Source organism: Rhodococcus sp. HNM0563, from assembly GCF_012726195.1.
GTDB lineage: Bacteria > Actinomycetota > Actinomycetes > Mycobacteriales > Mycobacteriaceae > Rhodococcus.
Genome location: NZ_JAASAF010000007.1, coordinates 202632 through 221744, shown reverse-complemented (window position 1 = coordinate 221744; position 19113 = coordinate 202632). Strand labels below are relative to the sequence as shown.

19 protein-coding genes are annotated in these 19113 nt (G+C 63.2%); 9 read left to right on the top strand and 10 right to left on the bottom strand.

Annotated elements, in window-relative coordinates; all coding sequences use genetic code 11:
- Positions 1 to 34: 34 nt before the first annotated feature.
- The gene (locus HCA61_RS18040) at positions 35 to 838 is read left to right on the top strand and encodes an enoyl-CoA hydratase-related protein (protein WP_169689561.1); all 804 of its coding nucleotides are present in this window, start codon (positions 35 to 37) and stop codon (positions 836 to 838) included.
- Positions 839 to 860: 22 nt separating this feature from the next.
- Here HCA61_RS18040 and HCA61_RS18035 read toward each other — a convergent pair whose 3' ends face one another.
- Positions 861 to 1658, bottom strand: coding sequence for an SDR family oxidoreductase (locus HCA61_RS18035; RefSeq protein ID WP_169689560.1), 798 nt, complete (start codon positions 1656 to 1658; stop codon positions 861 to 863).
- Between the two features lie 115 nt (positions 1659 to 1773).
- Here HCA61_RS18035 and HCA61_RS18030 point away from each other — a divergent pair, with 115 nt between their 5' ends.
- Complete coding sequence (locus tag HCA61_RS18030) at positions 1774 to 2490, top strand: TetR/AcrR family transcriptional regulator C-terminal domain-containing protein (protein ID WP_169689559.1); 717 nt, start codon at positions 1774 to 1776, stop codon at positions 2488 to 2490.
- A 51-nt stretch (positions 2491 to 2541) separates the two neighbouring features.
- On the opposite strand, the gene HCA61_RS18025 is transcribed toward HCA61_RS18030, so the two are convergent.
- Positions 2542 to 2934 carry a pyridoxamine 5'-phosphate oxidase family protein gene (locus HCA61_RS18025; protein ID WP_169689558.1) on the bottom strand — a complete coding sequence of 131 codons (393 nt, stop codon included), beginning with the start codon at positions 2932 to 2934 and terminating at the stop codon, positions 2542 to 2544.
- Between the two features lie 93 nt (positions 2935 to 3027).
- On the opposite strand from HCA61_RS18025, the gene HCA61_RS18020 reads away from it, so the two are divergent.
- Genes HCA61_RS18020 through HCA61_RS18005 form a run of 4 tightly spaced genes read left to right on the top strand, consistent with a single transcriptional unit; the run spans position 3028 to position 7276 of the window.
- Positions 3028 to 4260: an amidohydrolase family protein gene (locus HCA61_RS18020; protein WP_169689557.1), complete on the top strand. Its 1233-nt coding sequence runs from the start codon at positions 3028 to 3030 to the stop codon at positions 4258 to 4260.
- Positions 4261 to 4309: 49 nt separating this feature from the next.
- A complete protein-coding gene (locus HCA61_RS18015; protein ID WP_169689556.1) occupies positions 4310 to 5611 on the top strand; it encodes an amidohydrolase family protein in 1302 nt (433 codons plus the stop codon).
- A 31-nt stretch (positions 5612 to 5642) separates the two neighbouring features.
- Complete coding sequence (locus HCA61_RS18010) at positions 5643 to 6659, top strand: Rieske 2Fe-2S domain-containing protein (RefSeq protein ID WP_169689555.1); 1017 nt, start codon at positions 5643 to 5645, stop codon at positions 6657 to 6659.
- Entirely contained in the window at positions 6656 to 7276 is a 621-nt protein-coding gene (locus HCA61_RS18005) for a cysteine hydrolase (RefSeq protein ID WP_346777586.1), read from the top strand. Before HCA61_RS18010 ends, HCA61_RS18005 begins: the two co-directional genes overlap by 4 nt.
- A 45-nt stretch (positions 7277 to 7321) precedes the next feature.
- On the opposite strand, the gene HCA61_RS18000 is transcribed toward HCA61_RS18005, so the two are convergent.
- Genes HCA61_RS18000 through HCA61_RS17990 form a run of 3 tightly spaced genes read right to left on the bottom strand, consistent with a single transcriptional unit; the run spans position 7322 to position 10582 of the window.
- Complete coding sequence (locus tag HCA61_RS18000; RefSeq protein ID WP_169689554.1) at positions 7322 to 8155, bottom strand: NAD(P)-binding domain-containing protein; 834 nt, start codon at positions 8153 to 8155, stop codon at positions 7322 to 7324.
- An 8-nt stretch (positions 8156 to 8163) separates the two neighbouring features.
- Positions 8164 to 9012: a mycofactocin-coupled SDR family oxidoreductase gene (locus tag HCA61_RS17995; RefSeq protein ID WP_169689553.1), complete on the bottom strand. Its 849-nt coding sequence runs from the start codon at positions 9010 to 9012 to the stop codon at positions 8164 to 8166.
- 25 nt (positions 9013 to 9037) lie between these two features.
- Entirely contained in the window at positions 9038 to 10582 is a 1545-nt protein-coding gene (locus tag HCA61_RS17990; protein ID WP_169689552.1) for an aldehyde dehydrogenase family protein, read from the bottom strand.
- A gap of 98 nt (positions 10583 to 10680) precedes the next feature.
- Here HCA61_RS17990 and HCA61_RS17985 point away from each other — a divergent pair, with 98 nt between their 5' ends.
- Complete coding sequence (locus tag HCA61_RS17985; protein WP_169689655.1) at positions 10681 to 11901, top strand: CoA transferase; 1221 nt, start codon at positions 10681 to 10683, stop codon at positions 11899 to 11901.
- 62 nt (positions 11902 to 11963) lie between these two features.
- Here HCA61_RS17985 and HCA61_RS17980 read toward each other — a convergent pair whose 3' ends face one another.
- Genes HCA61_RS17980 through HCA61_RS17970 form a run of 3 tightly spaced genes read right to left on the bottom strand, consistent with a single transcriptional unit; the run spans position 11964 to position 15113 of the window.
- Positions 11964 to 13151, bottom strand: coding sequence for an acyl-CoA dehydrogenase family protein (locus HCA61_RS17980; protein ID WP_169689551.1), 1188 nt, complete (start codon positions 13149 to 13151; stop codon positions 11964 to 11966).
- 11 nt (positions 13152 to 13162) lie between these two features.
- Positions 13163 to 14230, bottom strand: coding sequence for an acyl-CoA dehydrogenase family protein (locus HCA61_RS17975; RefSeq protein WP_169689550.1), 1068 nt, complete (start codon positions 14228 to 14230; stop codon positions 13163 to 13165).
- A 43-nt stretch (positions 14231 to 14273) separates the two neighbouring features.
- A complete protein-coding gene (locus tag HCA61_RS17970) occupies positions 14274 to 15113 on the bottom strand; it encodes an amidohydrolase family protein (RefSeq protein ID WP_169689654.1) in 840 nt (279 codons plus the stop codon).
- Positions 15114 to 15253: 140 nt separating this feature from the next.
- Here HCA61_RS17970 and HCA61_RS17965 point away from each other — a divergent pair, with 140 nt between their 5' ends.
- Together HCA61_RS17965 and HCA61_RS17960 are read left to right on the top strand one after the other, a co-directional pair.
- On the top strand, positions 15254 to 15691 hold the full coding sequence (locus tag HCA61_RS17965; RefSeq protein ID WP_169689549.1) for an OB-fold domain-containing protein: 438 nt from the start codon (positions 15254 to 15256) through the stop codon (positions 15689 to 15691).
- Positions 15688 to 16830 (top strand): thiolase family protein, encoded by a 1143-nt coding sequence (locus tag HCA61_RS17960; protein WP_169689548.1) that lies wholly within the window; start codon positions 15688 to 15690, stop codon positions 16828 to 16830. Before HCA61_RS17965 ends, HCA61_RS17960 begins: the two co-directional genes overlap by 4 nt.
- Positions 16831 to 16948: 118 nt before the next feature.
- Here the strand turns inward: HCA61_RS17960 and HCA61_RS17955 are convergent, their stop codons facing one another.
- The gene (locus HCA61_RS17955) at positions 16949 to 18160 is read right to left on the bottom strand and encodes a cytochrome P450 (protein ID WP_169689547.1); all 1212 of its coding nucleotides are present in this window, start codon (positions 18158 to 18160) and stop codon (positions 16949 to 16951) included.
- A 19-nt stretch (positions 18161 to 18179) separates the two neighbouring features.
- Positions 18180 to 19076 carry an enoyl-CoA hydratase/isomerase family protein gene (locus HCA61_RS17950; RefSeq protein ID WP_169689546.1) on the bottom strand — a complete coding sequence of 299 codons (897 nt, stop codon included), beginning with the start codon at positions 19074 to 19076 and terminating at the stop codon, positions 18180 to 18182.
- Between the last annotated feature and the right edge of the window lie 37 nt (positions 19077 to 19113).

Genomic DNA, 19113 nt, shown 5'->3' with positions numbered 1-19113 from the left:
ACCGGACCCCGACCTCGTTGCAGAAGGAAGCACAGTGACGTTCGAGACCATCGAGTACGCAGTCGACGGCCACACCGCGACCCTCACCCTCAACCGGCCGGAGGCACTCAATGCGCTGAGCCCGCACATGATCACCGAGCTGCGTGCGGCGTACGACGAGGCCGAGAACGACGACAAGGTCTGGACTCTCGTCGTCACCGCCAATGGCCGGGCATTCTGCACGGGTGCGGACGTCAAAGAGATTCCCGGCGACGGCAAGGTGATCAACGAGCGACCATATCTGTCCACCTACGAGCAATGGGAAGCGCCGCAGGAAGGCACGCCTCCGTTCCGTTCGATGACCAAACCGATCATCGTCGCCGTCAACGGAATCTGTTGCGGCGCCGGCATGGACTGGGTCACCACCGGCGACATCGTCATCGCCTCCGAGAAGGCCACCTTCTTCGACCCCCACGTCAGCATCGGACTTGTCGCGGGACGCGAGGTGGTGCGCGCCGCACGAGTTCTCCCGCGAACCGTTGCGTTGCGCATGGCTCTGATGGGCAAGCACGAACGGATGACCGTCCAGCGTGCATACGACCTGGGCATGATCACCGAGATCATCGAGCACGACCTCCTGTTGGAGCGGGCACACGAGATCGCCGACATCGTGAACTCCAATGCACCACTGGCGGTTCGGGGAACCCGACTGGCCATCCTCAAGGGCCTGGACATGCCGCTGCACGAGGCCGAGATGCTCGCCGAATCGTTCCGCGAGCGCGTGACGCGTACCGAGGATGCACTCGAGGGCCCCCGCGCATTCGTCGAGAAGCGCGCACCCATGTGGCAGTGCAGATAGACGCCTCAGGGCAGATCGACGGTCACGTGAAATCCGAGCCGCCGTCGATGTTGATGTCGGCTCCGGTGATGTACGAGTTGCGCCGCGAGGCGAGAAATGCCACCAGTGGGCCCACCTCTTCCGGCAAACCCGCACGCGGCATCTGCGCGGGGTGCCCGAAATGCGTTCCGATAGCGTCCATCAAGGCGTATGGATCATTCGACTCGACTCCCACCGACCGCGCCCACTCGATCAGCGACGGGGTGACGATGGTTCCGGGGGAGACGACGTTCACCAGGATTTCGTCGGGCGCCAGGAGCTGCGACAGGTTCTTCGAGGCACTCGACAGCATCGATTTCGCCGCCGTGTATGCCACGAGCGGAACACTCTGTCGCTGAGTGGATTGCGCGGAGAAGTTGACGATACGTGCCCATTCCGCAGCTCGCAGGAACGGGAGGGACGCTCGCACGCACCGCACCATCGACAACACGCCGTCTTCGACGGCCTCCCGCCATTGGTCGTCGGTCAGGATGTCGAATGCCCCCTGCACGTTCGGCCCCACCGTGTTGACGAGCACGTTGAGCCTCCCACCCCAGCGTTCTCCGAGTTCGGTGAAGAGCCCCGATATCGCATCGCCGTCGCGCGCATCTGCGACGAGTCCGACGGCATCGGGACTTCCGTACTGGGACAGGGCCTCCGCCGCAAGCTTCACATCCTCCCGAGACCGGCCGACGACTGCGACGCGCGCACCCTCTTCTGCCAGGCACCGGGCGGTCGCGAAACCCATTCCACGACTTCCGCCCACCACGACCGCCGCAGCATCTTCCAGCCCGAGATCCATGGGAATCCTTCCCGCAATCGCAATCCAGATCGATACCGAAGACTATACGGTAAGCATATCCACAAGTGAGTGCGTCGGCACACTACAGACGGAACGTACAAAGGCGGCATCCATCATGGCGAAGCGGGCACGGCTCGAGCGAGGGTCCCTCAATCCCGACGACATCCTCCGGGGCGCATTCGAACTCGCGGCGGAGGTCACCGTCGACAATCTGAGCATGCCCATGCTCGCGCGACACCTCGACATCGGCGTGACAAGCATCTACTGGTACTTCCGCAAGAAAGACGAGCTCCTCACCGCGATGGCCGACCACGTGCTGCGCGAATCCACACGTTCCATGCCCGCCGTGGAGGCAGCGAACTGGCGCGACACCCTGCGCACCCACGCACGCACGGTCCGCCGCACGTTCCTCGACAGTCCGATCCTGTGCGACCTCGTCCTGATCCGGCCGTCCCTGAGTTCCAATGCCGCTAGACTCGGTGCCAGACACAACGAAAATGTGATCACCGGTCTCGTCGAGTCGGGTTTCACACTGGCCGACGCGGTGAACGTCTACTCCTCCGTGCAGTTGCACGTCCACGGCATGGTCGTACTCCAGCGACTACAGGACAAGAATCGGCAGTCGCAGGAACCGTCCGGGGCGTACTACGAGATCCTGCCGATCTCTCCCGAGACCACTCCCCTGCTCGCAGAAGCGAGCGAGTGCGGTCTCCAGAGTGGCGAGCCCAACGACCGGAACTTCGAATACGGGTTGGAGTGCATCCTCGACCATGCCGCGCACGCTCTCCGGACGCCGGACCATCAGGACGCGATTCGAGCGGCGTCCGAATAGTAGCCCGGCATCAACGCTCCTCCGCCCGGCTCGAGTACATCTCGTGCACGGTCATTTCGCGGTGAAGCGGGTTGCGTCGAGGATCATGACCACGCGGTCGTCGACATCGCCGGGTGGCTGCGGATCGGTCTGGCCGTACCGCCTCGCCAGTGACACGTAGAACGACCCCTCGCGGTCGCCTTCCACCGTCACGAGCCACCCGCGCACTTCGAGGCACCGCTCCCGATCTTCGGGGTCGGTGATCAGGAACGAGTAGTTGGGATTCGCCTGCAGACTCACGAATTTCTTGCGAGGGATGGTGTGACTCACCCTCAGATGCGCCCCATCCCAGGTGAATCGCATCGGAGTCAGGCTCGGCGACCCATCGGGACTGACCGTGCCGAGCACGCCGACGATCGGCCGTTCGAGAAGGTCCTCATACCCCGGCGGCACTTTCGACATCATGTCCCCAAGTTACCGTAAGGCCGACTGTTGACATAACCGTTGTGCGCTGCAAGGCTCGAAATCACACGCGGGCACGAACGAGGAGGCCTCCATATGACCGGGTCCGGCGACGCACCGATCTTCGATGCCGACACGCACATGTACGAGACATCCGAAGCACTGACTCGGTACCTACCCGACAAGTACGCACATGCCGTCCAGTACGTACAGATCGGACGTCGCACCCGCCTGGCGATCAACGGCAAGATCACCGACTTCATCCCGAATCCCACATTCGACCGGGTCGCCGCCCCCGGCGCCCACGAGAAGTTCTTCGCCGGGGAGAACGTCGACGGACTCACACTTCGCGAAATGCAGGGCTCCGCAATCGACTGCCCGCCCGCCACTCGCGGTCCCGAAGAACGCATCGCGGAGATGGACCGGCAGGGAGTACGGGAATCTCTGGTCTTTCCCACACTTGCCAGCCTTGTCGAACACTCCTCCGCCGACGATCCCGAATTGACGCTCGCAATCGTTCACGCCCTGAACCGATGGATGCTCGAGCATTGGGGCTTCGCTCACCAAGGCAGAGTGTTCACCACCCCCGTGATCAACTGCGCGGAAGTCGACGGTGCCCGTCGCGAACTTGCATACCTTCTGGAGAACGGCGCGAAGGTGGCGCTGATCAAGCCCGCTCCGGTCAAGGGCCTGCACGGTTGGCGCTCTCCGGCCCTCCCCGAATTCGACCCCTTCTGGCGCGAGGTCGAAGAATCCGGCCTGCCGATCGCGCTTCATGCGAGCCAGCCGCCGCTCGACGAGTACGTCAACAAATGGGAACCACCGAATACCCAGAACTTCATGTCCATGAGCGCATTTCGCTGGCTGGCACTCGGTCACCGCGAGATCGCCGACATGCTCGGCAGCCTGATCTGCCACGGAACCCTCACCCGCTTCCCTCGACTGCGGATCGCCAGCGTCGAGAACGGAAGTTCGTGGATCCGTCCGCTGTTCCACGACCTCGAAGATCTGACCAAGAAGATGCCTCAGAACTTCCCGGAAGATCCGCTCGAAGTATTCCGACGCAACGTCTGGGTCAGTCCCTTCTGGGAAGGGTCGGTGGCCGATGTCGTCGACATGGTCGGCTGGGACAAGGTCATGTTCGGCTCCGACTATCCACACCCCGAAGGACTTCCCGAACCCAAGGGCTACTGGAAGTACGCGGAGGGAATGGACCGCAGGCGCACATGGGATTTCATGGGCGACAACGCTCGCCGTTTCATGGGCCTGCAGATCGCTAATCCTGATCCGGATGCCGCGCAGCCACCGAAGCTCGCCACAGCAATGTAACCACCGACGAAGTGCACCAGCCCGCGTACGGCCCTCGGAAGGAACGAGCATGGACAAGAACGACATGATCCTGGTCAGCGTCGACGACCACATCATCGAACCGCCCGATATGTTCGCCAACCACCTCCCCAAGAAGTACGTGGACGAGGCACCGCGCCTGGTGCATATGGACAACGGCGCGGACATGTGGAGATTCCGCGATCGCGTCATTCCCAATGTCGCGCTCAATGCAGTGGCCGGACGGCCGAAAGAGGAGTACGGCCTCGAACCCGAAGGCCTCGACGAAATTCGACCGGGTTGTTACGACGTGCACGAACGCGTCAAGGACATGAATGCGGGCGGCGTTCTGGCGCAGATGAACTTCCCGTCGTTCCCCGGATTCGCCGCGCGCCTCTTCGCGACAGAGGATTCGGAGTTCTCGCTCGCACTGGTACGAGCCTACAACGACTGGCATCTCGAAGAGTGGTGTGGCGCGTACCCCGGTCGGTTCATCCCGATGGGCCTGCCGGTGATCTGGGACGCCGAACTGTGCGCTCAGGAGGTTCGGCGGCTCGCAAAGAAGGGCGTGCATTCCCTCACCTTCACCGAGAACCCGGCTGCACTCGGATACCCGAGTTTTCACGACGAGTACTGGAATCCATTGTGGAAGGCGCTCGTCGACACCGACACCGTGCTGTCGATCCACATCGGATCCTCGGGCAAGCTCTCGATTCCGTCGACGGACTCTCCGCCGGATGTGATGATCACGCTCCAGCCGATGAACATCGTGAACGCCGCCGCGGATCTTCTGTGGTCGCGGCCGGTGAAGGAATACAAGGACCTCAAGATCGCGCTGTCCGAGGGTGGTACGGGCTGGATTCCGTATTTCCTCGAACGCGTGGACCGCACCTTCGAGATGCATTCGACGTGGACGCTGCAGGATTTCGAGGGCAAGCTCCCGAGCGAGGTGTTCCGGGAGCATTTCCTCACGTGTTTCATCAGCGACCCGCTCGGTGTGAAGCTTCGTCACGACATCGGAATCGACAATATCGCGTGGGAAATGGACTATCCGCACAGCGATTCGATGTGGCCGGGTGCACCCGAGGAGCTGAGCGGTGTCTTCACCGACGAGCACGTGCCCGACGGGGAGATCGACAAGATGACCCACCTGAACGCGATGCGCTGGTATTCGTTCGACCCCTTCGCACATGTTCCCCGTGAGCAGGCAACTGTCGGAGCACTGCGCGCTGCAGCGGCGGGTCACGATGTGAGCATCCGTGCGCTGAGCCACCACCAGACGAGCGCCGAGGAAAAGCTGGCGGCCTGGGAGCAGCAGATCAGCGCCGCCTCCCAGATGCAGCGATCGAGCTGAGCTCACCTCACCGGACCGTCAGGAGCATCCGTTGGACGTACCGTTCACGTGGAAGGTCACCGGCTGGTTCGTCATCGGCTGGTCGGAAGAGTTCGAGTCGGGACGCAGCAGAGCCCTCCGGTACTTCGGAGAAGACCTCGTCGCATACCGGGACGACTCGGACGAACTGCACGTCATGACCGGCCACTGTCGGCATCTCGGCGCACACCTCGGGCACGGCGGGAAAGTCGTGGGTGACTGCATCGAGTGCCCGTTCCACGGGTGGCGATGGGGACCGGACGGCACCAACCGGTACATCCCCTACGACCCCGACCGTCCCAACAAGGCATTGAAGCTGCGGGTCTACCCGATTCAGGAACAGCACGGAATCGTCTACATGTGGCATCAGCCCGACGGAAAGCCCCCGCAGTGGGAACTGCCCGACCCGTTCACGAAGTTCCCTGAGATCACAACCGGGCCCGACAGCTACTACCGCATCTATCCGGAATTCTCACGCCGCGCCGAATACGAACCGGTGCACCCGCAGATCGTGGCCGAGAACGGGCCCGACAGCGCACATTTCCGGTATGTGCACGGCGCGAGCGTGACGCCGGTGTCGCTCGGGTGGGAGGCCGTCGACAACGAATGGCGGTTCCTCACCGGCTGGCCGGACACCACCAGCGACGACCCCGACAAGATGGCTCTTCGTATCCACAGCCACTTCTCAGGACTCGGGTACGCCATGAGTGCATTCGAGGGCACCCAAAACTATCGGCTGATCTTTGCCTGCACACCCGTCGACGACGGACATTCCGATCTCTTCTATTCGATCTGGTGGCCGCGCAACGACGGGGACACATCAGAGGTTCCGCCGCCGGCCGTGCAGGAGAAGGTCGAACGCAGATTCCTTCACACCGTCTTCGAAGATCTCAGCATCTGGCGCTATCAGATCTACATCGAGAATCCCCCGCTCGGTCGTGTCGACGCCAAGCCGTACATGGCGATGCGCCGGTGGGCGAAGCAGTTCTACGAGGTACCGGCTGAGAGCAACGTCGAGGAGCCGGTGTGAGCGCACCGCCGCTGGCCGAGCTCGTGGATCCGGATCGCACAGCGATCGTCACCCAGGAGTTGCAGGGCGCGGTCGTCGGTCCGGATTCCGGAATGCCGGCACTCGCGCAGGAAGCGGGACGTCACGCTCTTCCCAATATCGCCCGGCTCCTGCCTGCGGGGCGACAAGCCGGTGTTCGGATCGTGCACTGCCTCGTCCACCGCCGCGAGGACAACCAGGGATCGAACCACAACGCAAGACTGTTCGCGTTCGGGCGCCGCACGACGTCGATGGCCCCTGGAAGTCCGGGAGCAGCCCTTCTGCCGCAATTCGGTCCTGCCCGATCGGATCTGGTGTTGACCCGGATGCACGGTCTCGGTCCGATGGGAGGTACGGATCTCGATGCTGTCCTCCGCAATCTCGGCGTCGACACGATCGTGGCGGTCGGGGTGTCGTTGAACGTCGCGATCCCCAACCTGGTTATGGACGCGGTGAACAAATCGTATCGGGTGGTGGTCCCCCGCGACGCCGTCGTGGGGATCCCCGCCGATTACGGCACCGCGATGATCGACCACACCCTGAGTGTGCTGGCCACCGTCACCACGACCGACGACGTCCTCGCCGCGTGGGGACGATGACCTGCGTGGTGCAGGTCCGACGCTCCAAGCGAGTACCCGTCTTGATCATCCGCCTACTCTCCGATTCTCACTCGTCAATGCAATCGGGCCTTCTCCCACCACAGAACCGATCCAGCCGAGGTCGACACCGGCGTCCTTCGCGGCTGCGTCACACGCGGCAACGTCCTTGCGCAGGAACGGAGACGCAACCTCGGAGAATGCTTCGACGCCACCGATCTTCCGGATCGAGGCGAGCGCATGACTGCTGCCACTACTCAACGACACAGCGTCGAGCAGTTCCGTGTGTCCGATTCCGAGCCGATCGCCGAGTTCCACTGCCGCTGCCGCAAGTTGCGCGTTCGCAGCAAAGAGAAGATTGTTGACCAGTTTCAGATTCAACGCAGTGCCGAACTCCCCGGTCCTGATCACCGGATCGGCATAGGCACTGACCACGGGTTCCACCCGGTCCAGCACGTTCTCGTCGCCGCCCAACAGGACGGTCAACGTTCCGGCCGCGATGTCGTCGGCCGAACCGCTCACCGGCGCATCGACAAGCACTGGTCCGCTCGGATGATCGGCGCGGATCTTCGCGAGTGTGCCGACGGTGCCCGTGGTGTGCGATACGACGATTGACGTCTCCTTCGCGTTCTCCATGAAACCGTCGGGGCCGCCGGCCAGGTCGATCAGTTGCTCATCCGAGAACAGGCAGACCAACAGGATGTCGGCTTGTCGTGCCACGTCGGCCACCGAGTCGGCGAGGTATGCGCCCGCGCTCCCGAGACGCATGCGTACCTCCTCGCGGCGGGCGTAGAGGCGGACGTCGTATCCGGCGACGAGAAGTCGGCGGACCATGGGTTCACCCATCTGTCCGGCCCCGAGGAATCCGATGACTTCGGGCATGGCGATACTCATCCTTTCCAGGGCACGGACTTCACATAGCCGCCGGCATCGATCCTCAGCTGGGTTCCGGTGATGAAACGCGACGCGTCGCTCGCGAGGAAGAGCACGGCCTCGGACACGTCGCGCGGTTCGATGTACGGAACACGCATCGCCTGCATGGCCGGAAACGCCATCTCCGCCTCCTCCCGGGTCGGGTGCTCGAGGTCGGGCCTGAACACCCGGTACATGCCCTCGTTGTGGAGCATGTCGGTGTTCACATTCGTCGGGTGCACCGCATTGATTCGGATGTCCTTCTTCGCCAACTGCACTGCGAGGTCGTTGACGTAACGTGCCACCATCTGTTTCGCGAGGCTGTACGCCGAACCGCCCGGCCCCTGATTGGTGGCGCTACCCAACTGTGCGGCCAGAGAGCCGGTCGCGATGATCGACGCGCCATTGCCGAGATGGGGAATGCTGCCCTGCACCACGTTGAATACGCCGGCCAGGTCGGTATCGATGGTGTCGGACCAGGATTGCAGCGTCTGCCCGTCGCCCATCGGGCAGATTCCCGCGTTGGCAACGACGATGTCGAGCCGTCCGAGATCATTCACTCCCTCGGCAATCGCGTGCCACACGTCGCGTCGTTCCCGCACATCGGCGACCACGGGGTGAACACGGACTCCTTCCTTCTCGACGAGACGTGCGGTCTCGTCGAGATCCTCTCGGCGCGCCAGGGGGTATGTGTTGCCGTCGAGGTCTGCGCAAAGGTCGAGAGCGATGATGCTTGCGCCCTCCGCGGCCAGGTGGACCGCGTGAGATCTTCCCTGTCCGCGGGCTGCTCCCGAGACCAGTGCAACCTTGTTGTCCAGCTTGCCCATCCGTATGCCTTTCGTAGCCGTATGATCAGCTCCCGCGCGGCAGCCTGCCTGCGACAGTTTTCGTTTCGAGATACTGATCGAAACCTTCTATCCCGCACTGCCTTCCGATACCGCTGTTCTTGTATCCACCGAACGGCGCGTCGGCCCCGTAGAACATTCCACCGTTGACGCCGACAGCTCCGGTACGCACGCGCCGGGCAAGTGCCATTCCTCGTTCGGCGGTGTCCGACATGACTGCGCCGGCAAGACCGAAGCGACTGTCGTTGGCGAGCCGTACGGCTTCGTCGTCGTCCGCGAACGGGATCAGTATCGCGACCGGACCGAACACCTCGTCCTGGGCGATGGCGGCGCTGTTGTCGACTCCGGTGACGAGGGTGGGCGCGACGAAGTGGCCTCCCCGCAGGTGCTCGGCCAGACCGTCGACCTCACCACCGCCGGTGAGGAATCGCGCACCGTCTGCGCGTGCCTGATCGAGCATGCCGAGCACCTTCTGTTTCTGGGCGGCGCTGATGAGTGGCCCCACGAACGTTCCCGGATCCACCGGGTCGCCGACCGGAATCTGCTTGTACGCCTCGGCCGCACCTGCCGCCAAGTCGTCGAACAAAGACTTGTGCACGAGGATTCGCGTATTGACTGCGCAGGCCTGCCCCGCGTGGGAACACGCGCCGATCGTCGCCATGACAGCCTTCGACAGATCGGCGCCGTCAGTCACGATGAGAGCGGATTTACCGCCGAGCTCGAGAAACGTCCGCTTCATCGTCGCGGCTGCTCGCTGCATCAGAATGCGCCCGACGGCGGTCGATCCGGTGAACGAGATGAGATCGACCCGGGGATCGTCGACGAGTAGACCTGCAACGTCATTGTCGGGTGTGGTCACCACATTGAATACGCCAGGGGGAATATCGGTCTTCTCCGCTACTAGCCGACCCAGACGAGCCGCGTTCCACGGTGTATTCGGATCAGGCTTGAGAATCACAGTATTGCCCGCAGCCAGGGCGGGTCCGATCTTGTTGAGGATCACTTCGATCGGGTAGTTCGACGGCGTGATGGCTGCGACCACTCCGGCGGCTTCCTTGACGACGGTGCGCACATTGCGCGGGCCGAACAGGCCCCCACCGTCGAGGGTCCGCTCCCATTCGAAGGTGTCGATCAGCGACGCAGGGTAACGGAGCGAATCAGTCAGTGGCCAGTCCAGCTGTGCGTCGGAGGTGGCCATCACCGGGCATCCCACCTCCGCGACGAGTTCGGCACGCAGGTCTTCCTTCTCGGATTCGATCGCGGTCTGCAGCTGTTCGAGGCAGTGCCGCCGCAGACCGCGGTCGGTCGACCAGGAAGTCTCGTCGAATGCACGTCGGGCAGCGCCGATCGCCCGTTCCATGTCCGGTGCGCTCGCCGCGGCAGCATCTCCGAGTACGAGCCCGGTGGCAGGACTGAGATTTCGATAGGTCGCACCGCCTGTCGCTTCGGTCAGCGCTCCGTCGATGAACAGACGGGTTTCTGCTCGGTGCGCGACGCGACGGCCCAATTCCACACTTGTCGCGGTCGCGAGGCTGTCAGCGACTCCACTCATACATCCTCCTCGACCCACAGACCGGATGACTAACTGTAATCAATACAGTAATGTCTTGGGAAGCTGTGCAGCCGACTTTCCGCAAGAAGGGAACGCCGATGTCCGATCTCCTCAACGGTGTCACTGTGGTGGAACTTGCTTCCTGGACCTATGTTCCGAGTGCCGGTGTCGTTCTCCGGGATTGGGGGGCCGATGTCATCAAGATCGAAGACACCCGCGGCGGCGACCCCTGTCGTTACCTGACTGTCGGTGGCCTCGACCCCGCGGAGTCGCGCGTGAAGGCGAACTTCATGATGGAAATCGGCAACCACGGAAAACGCAGCATCGCGATCGACATCAAGACACCCGAGGGCCGTGAGATCTTTGCCAAGCTCATCGCCAAGGCCGATGTCTTGTTGACGAACTGGCTTCCCGGCGCGCTCGAACGCGCCGACCTGTCGGTGGACACCCTCCGCGCGTACAATCCGAAGCTGATCATCGCGCGTGGCAGCGGCCAGGGTCCCCTCGGCCCCGACCGCGACAAAGGCGGATTCGATGCCTCCGGATATACCGCTCGCGCAGGCGTTGCTTATGCACTCACCCCGGACGGCCAGGAGTTCCCGTTCGCCCAGGGCCCCGCATTCGGCGACTTGCAGGGCGGCAGCACCCTTGCCGGTGGCATCGTCGCCGCCCTGTTCCATCGAGAACGGACCGGAGTTGCACGCACGGTCGACGGATCTCTTCTGGCCCAAGGAATGTGGGCCGTGGCGCCGGACATCTGCGCTGCCGACTACTACGGCATCGACCGCATCCCTGCCTACGCGCCGGGCGAAGCACCGAATCCCGTCGTGAATCGGTACAAGACCCGCGACGACCGGTGGCTCCAACTCGTCTTCCTGCAAGCAGACCGCTACTGGAAGGGATTCTGCGAGCGGATCGGACATCCCGAACTCTCGGACGACGAGAGATTCACCCCGCTGGCCAATCTCATAGCCAACAAAGACGATGCCACCGCCATTCTGCGCAAGATCTTCGCCGAGCGCGATCTCGCAGAATGGCAGGAGATCCTCGCCGACGAGCCCGGCGTATGGGCGCCGCTCGCAACACCGGCGGAAGCACTCACCGACGCGCAGGCCGTCGCAAACGGGTATCTGATGACAGTCGCCGACGACGACGGCGAATTGTTCAAGACGGTCTCCGCCCCGATCCAGTTCGACGAGACGCCCCCGAAACCGGGGCGCTCACCCGAGCACGGGGAACACACCGACCAGATCCTCGAGGAGCTGGGGATGAGCTGGGACGACATCATCGCCGCGAAGGTCTCCGGCGCCGTTCTGTAAACCCCTTACACACAACTCCGGCCGGACCATACTGGTCCGGCCGGATTTCGCGTCGCGACGATTCAGCTCTTCACCGGCGCGTACACCGGCCGACCCAAGCCCAGCATGTACTGGCCGATCATGTTGCGGAACACTTCCAGTGTGCCGCCGTATATTCCACACAGAGGAGCCCACCGGTACAGGTACTCACTCGCGCCGTCGTCGATTGCCCCGTCGGTCTCCACCGGCAACACGGATGCGGGGCCCAGGATGTCCATCAACTCGGGGGCGACATCGCGCATCGTCTGTGCGATCGCCACGCGGCCGTACATGTTCGATGTACTGAGCGCCACCTCGATCCGGGCGACGGCCTTGCCCAGACGGTGTGCGACGGACTCGTCGTCGATGCGTCGCCGCCCGTCTGCCCCGGGGCGCTCGACGATGGTCGCGACCTTGTCGACAGCGGTACCCATGAACATGCCCTGATGCTGGAGGATCGCGATGTCGTCGAGACCGTCGGCGTCCGCCGCGACCACACCGTGCTCAGCGTCGAGCGGGCCGCGCAGAACGGCCCAGCCCCCGTTCACTTCTCCGAGCCGATACCTGTCGGGAATCCGCACCTCGTTGTAATAGACGATGTTGGTGCGATCGCCGTCGACGGTCCGCAGGCCCTGTATCTCGATACCCGGCGTATCCAGCGGGACCAGGAACATCGTCAGGCTCTTGTGCTTCTTCTCCGCGTTCGGATCGGTGTTCGTGATCAGGAAGACATACCGGCAATTGTGCGCGCCGGTGGTGAACATCTTCGAACCGTTGATCACCCACTCGTTGCCGTCGCGCACCGCCCGGGTCTTGCAGGTCGCGATATCCGAGCCGCCCTCGGGCTCCGTGTAGCCGAGGCACATTCGCACGTGACCGCTGAAGACACCGGGCATCACTTCCTCACACAGCTCCGGGGAGCCGTATGCCTCGACGGAATGCGAGACCAGGATGGTGGTTCCCCACGTCACCCACGGAACATGAGAACGTCGACGCTCGAGAGCCCACAGGCGACTCTCGACCCGCGAGAAACCGCCCTCGTCCGCCTTGCGGTACTCGCGTTCCAGATAGCCGGCTTCGCCCATTGCGAGGTGGACACCCTCATCGAAGTTGTCGCCCGTTTCGCGATCACGTCGCCGGACTTCGTCGGTGACATTCTTGTCGAGAAATGTGCGGATCTCATCGAGAAACGCCTGTCCGTCGCCCGTCAGCTCAACCCGTGAAAAATCCATGGTCCCCTCCTCTACACCGCGACCGGAGCCGCATGAGCACTCGCCGACCGCTTCGCCGCCACGATCCGAGCAACGTGTCGGGCGGTGTCGGCCGGATCTCCGCCCGCCAGCGACCAGCCCCGCGCCCGCACCAGATACGAACTTGCCGCGGCCTCGGTGGATACTCCGAGACCGCCTTGAACATGTACCGACATCGTTGCTGCGCGCGACGCCTCGTCGGCCATGAAAACGAATGCGGCTCCGGCAAGCTCGGGGCGCACCTCCGGCTCGTTGTCGAGGAACCACGCTGCCTTGCGTGCCAGCGCCCGGCCACCCTCGACCGTGATCGCCATATTCGCCAAGGGGTGAGAGATGCCCTGCAGCGACGAGATGGGAACTCCCAGTGTGTAGCGCGACTTGGCGAACTCGGCCGCGATACGCATGGACTGCTCCACCAACCCGACGAGAGCCGAGGCCGTCAGCAGACGCCATTCGGCGAGAGCTCGATCGAATTCTTCGAGGGCAGCGGGCCCGCATGCAAGAGGGGTCCTGCGAGTTGCCTCGGCGGGGTCGACCCACGCCATCGGAAGCTTCCCGAGATTCTCGACCCGGTCCGGAGCGGGGTCGAACGTGAGAAGCACGATGTCGTCGCCGTCGCGGACGATGAGATCGTCGGCGACCGACGCGGTGGGTATCAATCGCGGGCCGGACAAGGCGCCGAGGTGCGGGTCGAGCCCGACGATTCGCTTCCCCGATGCGATCGCACCGAGGTCCTGGACGTCCAGACGCGCCAACAGACGTGCGGCACAGACGTGGTCGATCCACGGCACGGGTGCCAAGTACCGGCCTACTTCCTCGGCGACCAGCGTCAGATCGACCAGGGTCGCTCCGTCGCCACCTGCGTCCTCTGGAAGGGCCATCGTCGTGGCACCGGTCGAACAGAGCCGTTCCCAGAGCACGCGATCGAGCCCGTCGATTTCGGCTGCGTGCACCGTATCGATCGTGCAATGGGTCTCGAAGAACCTCGCATACGCGTTCTGCAGATCCAGTTGGTCCTCGCTCAGGCTGTAGTCCTCGCGCCGTAGCTCGTACCGATCCATCTCTACTCCTCTGTGTCTTGTCGAGATCAGGCTCGTGCCGAGATCAGGTGAGGGGCTCCCGGTCGCCGAAGAAGAATTCCTCCGCGTTGTTGAACAGGTAGTTGTCGAGCACGACCTCGGGTAGATCGAGCTCGAGCGCTTCGGGAACGATCCTGCGCTGCGTAAGAACCGGCCAGTCGGATGCGAAGATCACTTTGTTCTGTCCTCGTGTCCGCATGAAGTGCAGCAGATTCTCCGGCAGCCGCTTCGGCGACCACGCCGATGTCATGAGCCTCAGGTTCGGGAATCTGATCAGCATTCGGATTGCGACGTCCCACCACGGGTCCGCTCCGTGGATCATGCAGAGTTTCAGTTCCGGGAAGCGCACGCACACCTTGTCGAGATGTATGGGGTTCTGTGCTTCAGCGGGGAGCGGCGGGCCCGGGATCCCGGTGTTCACGCACAGCGGCAGGCCCATTTCGGCACACTTCGTGTACAGCGGGTAGTAGACCGCGTCGCTGGGCGGGTAGTCACCGTCGCCCCAGAAACTCGGTCCGATCGCGGCGTAGCTGACCGGCAGGCCCTGTGTTACCGCGGTGAGTTCGCGCAACATCCCGATCGGCCGGAGCAGACTGCCGACCCCCATCGCCAGGGAAAACCGTTCCGGGTGGGCCTCGGCGAATTTCCGGGCGGTCACGCGTGGCGTGACCAGGGAGTCCATCAAGATCGCCTTCTGGACGCCCATCTCGTCCATCTCGTCGAGCAGTTGCGACATGTCGACGGCCTCGAACATCGACTTCGGTCCCTTGAAATAATTGTCGCGGACCGCGGTCATCCACTTCGGTTGCGTCTCCGTCTCCCCGAAGTGGACGTTGACCAGACAGTCGATGACCTTGCGCGGCATATGAACTCCGTTCATGCGGAAGTGTGGACGATCGCGCGATAACCGCTCCTACTGTATACCTATCGGTATGATATACCGCAATATCTGACCAGGTGGCCCGCACGCCACCATTGCCAGTGCCAGCAACCCGAGGACGGACCGTGCAGAGAGCAATCGCCCCAGAGATATCGACTTGGCCCGACGACCGACCACAACTCCTCGCGAGCACGTGCGACGACTGCGGCGCTACGGTTTTCCCCGTGCAGCCGCTGTGCCCCCGATGCAGCCGCGATCAGATGACGGACGTCGCGCTGCCACGCACGGGGACACTCGTCGCCTGGACCACGCAGGGCTTCCTTCCGGGCGCGCCGTATCTCGGCGACGAGACTCCTGAGACATTCGTGCCGTTCGGCGTCGGACTCGTGCAGTTGGGCGACGTGGTCCGAGTGGAGGGGCGGCTCACCCAGAACAGCCCGGCGGTCCTCGAGTTCGGCATGGAGGTGGAACTGACGATGATTCCGCTCGGACACGACGAGAACGGCGACGAAGTCCTCACTTTCGCGTTCCGGCCGATCGATCCGAAGGGAGTATCGCAATGAACGAGGTAGCCATCATCGGAGTCGGGATGCATCCCTTCGGGCGATTCGACAAGACAGCGATGGAGATGGGCACCGATGCCGTCCGCGCAGCCCTCTCCGATGCCGGTCTCGAATGGAAAGACATTCAGTTCGCCGTCGGTGGCAGCTGGGAGGTCGCGAATCCCGACGCGATCGTGGGCCTGATGGGACTCACCGGGATCCCCTTCACCAACGTCTTCAACGCCTGCGCCACGGCGGCAAGCGCCACCGAGGCATGCGCGGATGCGATCCGGCTCGGCAAGTACGACATCGGCATCGCCATCGGACTCGACAAGCACCCCCGCGGCGCCTTCACCGTCGACCCCACCCTGGTCGGGATGCCCTCCTGGTACGGCGAGAACGGACAGTACCTCACCACACAGTTCTTCGGGATGAAGGCGAACCGGTACCTGCACGATCACGACATCTCCGTGCGTACCCTGGCGAAGGTCGCCGCGAAGAACTATCGGAACGGTGTGGACAACCCGAACGCGTTTCGGAGAAAGCCGATATCGGAGCAGCAGATCCTGGATTCTCCGATGCTCAATTACCCGCTCACGCACTACATGTTCTGCGCACCGGACGAGGGTGCAGCCGCGGTGATCATGTGCCGGGCAGACATCGCCCACCGTTTCACTTCGAAGCCGATCTATGTGCGTTCGGTGGAAGTGCGCACGCGGACCTACGGCGCGTACGAGGTCAACACCACCTATGCGCCCGTCGAGGAAGTCCCCTCGCCGTCGGTGTTCGCCTCTCGCGCTGCCTTCGAAGCCGCCGGGATCGCGCCGCAGGACGTCGGCGTTGTCCAACTCCAGGACACCGACGCCGGTGCTGAGGTGATCCACATGGCAGAAGCCGGCTTCTGCGCCGACGGCGACCAGGAGAAGCTGATCGCAGACGGTGCCACCGAAATCGGCGGAAGCCTCCCGGTCAACACCGACGGCGGACTGATCGCCAACGGCGAACCCATCGGCGCCTCCGGCCTTCGACAGCTGCACGAACTCGTTCTCCAGTTGCGCGGCGACGCAGGCCCACGTCAGGTTCCGGGCAGACCGACTGCAGGATTCGCCCTGCTCTACGGTGCTCCGGGCACCGCCGGCGCGACCGTGGTGTCCACATAGGCAGTGTCCACATAGGCCGTGTCCGCTTAGACGCGATCACACCTCACAGCGGGAGTAGACAGAAACAACGTTCCGGGCAGGTTGTTTCTGTCTACTCGCCGTGTGATCACCGTCCGTATCACTGCCGGGCGCGAACCCTGACCGGCACGTGGTCGTACCCCGCCACGTTCTGCATGCTCACGCGGGTGCAGTTATCGAAGTCGACCTCGAACTCCGGCATGAAATCGAGTAGATGGTCGAGAGCAAGGGTGCTTTCCATCCGCGCGAGTGCTGCCCCGAGGCAACTGTGGATTCCCAGGCCGAAGGCGAGACTCGGCGGCCCTGAACGATCCCGCTCGATGTCGAACACGTCGGCGTCCTCGAACGCAGCTGGGTCGCGGTTCGCCGATCCCAGAAGCAGGAATACCGGCTTGCCTGCGGGAATGGTGACCCCGTGCAGTTCGACATCGCGCATCGAATACCGCACGTTGTACTGATTCGGCGACTCGAAACGCAGCAGTTCTTCGACTGCATCCGGAATCAAGGAGCGGTCCTCGCGCAGCTGGGCCCACTGGTCCGGATATCGAGCAAACGTCACCGGGGCTCCACCTATCAGCTTGGCGACCGTCTCCGCCCCGGCTCCGCCGAGCAGCGACGCGAACATCGCGATCTCCATCGTGGTCAACTGCGGAGGCTGATCGCCGTCGCGTTCGATCTCGGCCGCGATGAGCTTGCTGATCATGTCGTCCCGGGGATTCTCACGACGTTCTTTGACGAGCCCATAATAGAAGCGCATCGCTTCGACGACGGCATCGGTTCCGGCCTCACTCATCTCGATCTGACCGATCTCACGGTGCAGCGACGTATCGGTCCACAGACGCAACTGAGTCCGGTACTCCTGTGGGACACCGAGCATCTCCGAGATGATCTCCATGGGGAAGTATGCCGAGAAGTCCTGGACCATATCGAAACCCGCGGGATCCACACGGTCGAGAAAACGGACGATCTGCGCGTCGACCATCTCGCGCAGGTCGTTGATTGCACGAGGCGTGAACACCTTGCTCACGAGACGTCGCATGTGACGGTGCTCGGGCGGGTCGAGGACGATGATGGACTTGAACGACGAGATCTCGCCCTTGCGCACAGTGGACAGATCGAGTCCTCTTGCCGAGGAGTATGTTTCGAAGTCCCGGTATGCCGGGGCGACGTCCTCGTACCGGCTCAGCGCATAGAAGTCGTATTCTTCGCTGTAGTAGACGGGGGCCTCGTCGCGCATCCGGGCGTAGGTGTCGTACGGACCGTCGAAGAACTCCTGCGAGAACGGGTCGAAGACGAGCTTCGTGTGGGTCACTGAATCCTCCTGTGGGAACTCACGTCAGGTCCGGTTCGGGGACGTGGAAGTGCTCGTCACGAAGACGGAATGCGTCCTTCGTCCCGTGCTGGGCGCGTGTCTTCACGAAATTGAACTCGCCGGAGGCGAACTGGAGATTGGTGCCGAATGCGTGGAAGAGGTAACTCGCGACCTCCTCCCCCTGGTACGCCTGGCTCTGCTCTACCAGCCGGAATGCCTCCTTGGCGATGACGACCCCATCGGCGGGCATCTTCGCCGCCTTCTCCGCCCAGTACCGTGCGCGTGCCGTCACGTGTGCGGGCTCGCAGGTTTCGGTGAACACACCGCGGTGCTCGACGGATTCTGCGGTGACGATGTCGCCGGTGAGGAGCAATTGTCGTGCCAGGACCGGGCCGAGGCGATGGAAGAACATGTGCAGGCTCCCGAGCGCCGGACCGAGGAAGCGGGTCGCGGGCATGCCGATTCGCGTATCGCGCGCGATGACCGAGATGTCTGTCATCAGGGCCATCTCGAATCCGCCACCCAGCGCGAATCCGCTGATCTCACCGACCGTGACCTTCGGGAAGCCCAGGAACTCGTGATAGAAGCCGAAGGTCTTACGGTCCACCGTCAAACGGCGCCGTTGACTCGGTCTGCGCTTCTCGGAGATCGGAGTGTCACCATTGCCGTCGCCGTACCAACCGTAGGCGTTGTTCATGTTTGCACCCGTGCTGAACACACCTTCGGCTCCCCTTAGCAGCACGACGGTGATGTCGTCGTCGTCGACAACGATGTCCAGATACCGCGCGAGGTCGTCGCGCATCGCCTGGTCGTAGGAGTTCCGCTGCGCCGGATTGTTCAATGTGACGGTTGCGATTCGGGTATCGCGATCGATGTCGAACAGCACTCTGCCGTCGGACGCACTGGCCTCGGTCATCTGACAATCCTTCCGAATAGTGTGTTCCTGCGGCGAG

Bases quoted from the DNA above. Each gene is read 5' to 3' on its own strand.
- HCA61_RS18035 (WP_169689560.1), bottom strand. From the start codon at position 1,658: ATGGATCTCGGGCTGGAAGATGCTGCGGCGGTCGTGGTGGGCGGAAGT.
- HCA61_RS18030 (WP_169689559.1), top strand. From the start codon at position 1,774: ATGGCGAAGCGGGCACGGCTCGAGCGAGGGTCCCTCAATCCCGACGAC.
- HCA61_RS18025 (WP_169689558.1), bottom strand. From the start codon at position 2,934: ATGATGTCGAAAGTGCCGCCGGGGTATGAGGACCTTCTCGAACGGCCG.
- HCA61_RS18020 (WP_169689557.1), top strand. From the start codon at position 3,028: ATGACCGGGTCCGGCGACGCACCGATCTTCGATGCCGACACGCACATG.
- HCA61_RS18015 (WP_169689556.1), top strand. From the start codon at position 4,310: ATGGACAAGAACGACATGATCCTGGTCAGCGTCGACGACCACATCATC.
- HCA61_RS18000 (WP_169689554.1), bottom strand. From the start codon at position 8,155: ATGCCCGAAGTCATCGGATTCCTCGGGGCCGGACAGATGGGTGAACCC.
- HCA61_RS17995 (WP_169689553.1), bottom strand. From the start codon at position 9,012: ATGGGCAAGCTGGACAACAAGGTTGCACTGGTCTCGGGAGCAGCCCGC.
- HCA61_RS17990 (WP_169689552.1), bottom strand. From the start codon at position 10,582: ATGAGTGGAGTCGCTGACAGCCTCGCGACCGCGACAAGTGTGGAATTG.
- HCA61_RS17985 (WP_169689655.1), top strand. From the start codon at position 10,681: ATGTCCGATCTCCTCAACGGTGTCACTGTGGTGGAACTTGCTTCCTGG.
- HCA61_RS17980 (WP_169689551.1), bottom strand. From the start codon at position 13,151: ATGGATTTTTCACGGGTTGAGCTGACGGGCGACGGACAGGCGTTTCTC.
- HCA61_RS17975 (WP_169689550.1), bottom strand. From the start codon at position 14,230: ATGGATCGGTACGAGCTACGGCGCGAGGACTACAGCCTGAGCGAGGAC.
- HCA61_RS17970 (WP_169689654.1), bottom strand. From the start codon at position 15,113: ATGCCGCGCAAGGTCATCGACTGTCTGGTCAACGTCCACTTCGGGGAG.
- HCA61_RS17960 (WP_169689548.1), top strand. From the start codon at position 15,688: ATGAACGAGGTAGCCATCATCGGAGTCGGGATGCATCCCTTCGGGCGA.
- HCA61_RS17950 (WP_169689546.1), bottom strand. From the start codon at position 19,076: ATGACCGAGGCCAGTGCGTCCGACGGCAGAGTGCTGTTCGACATCGAT.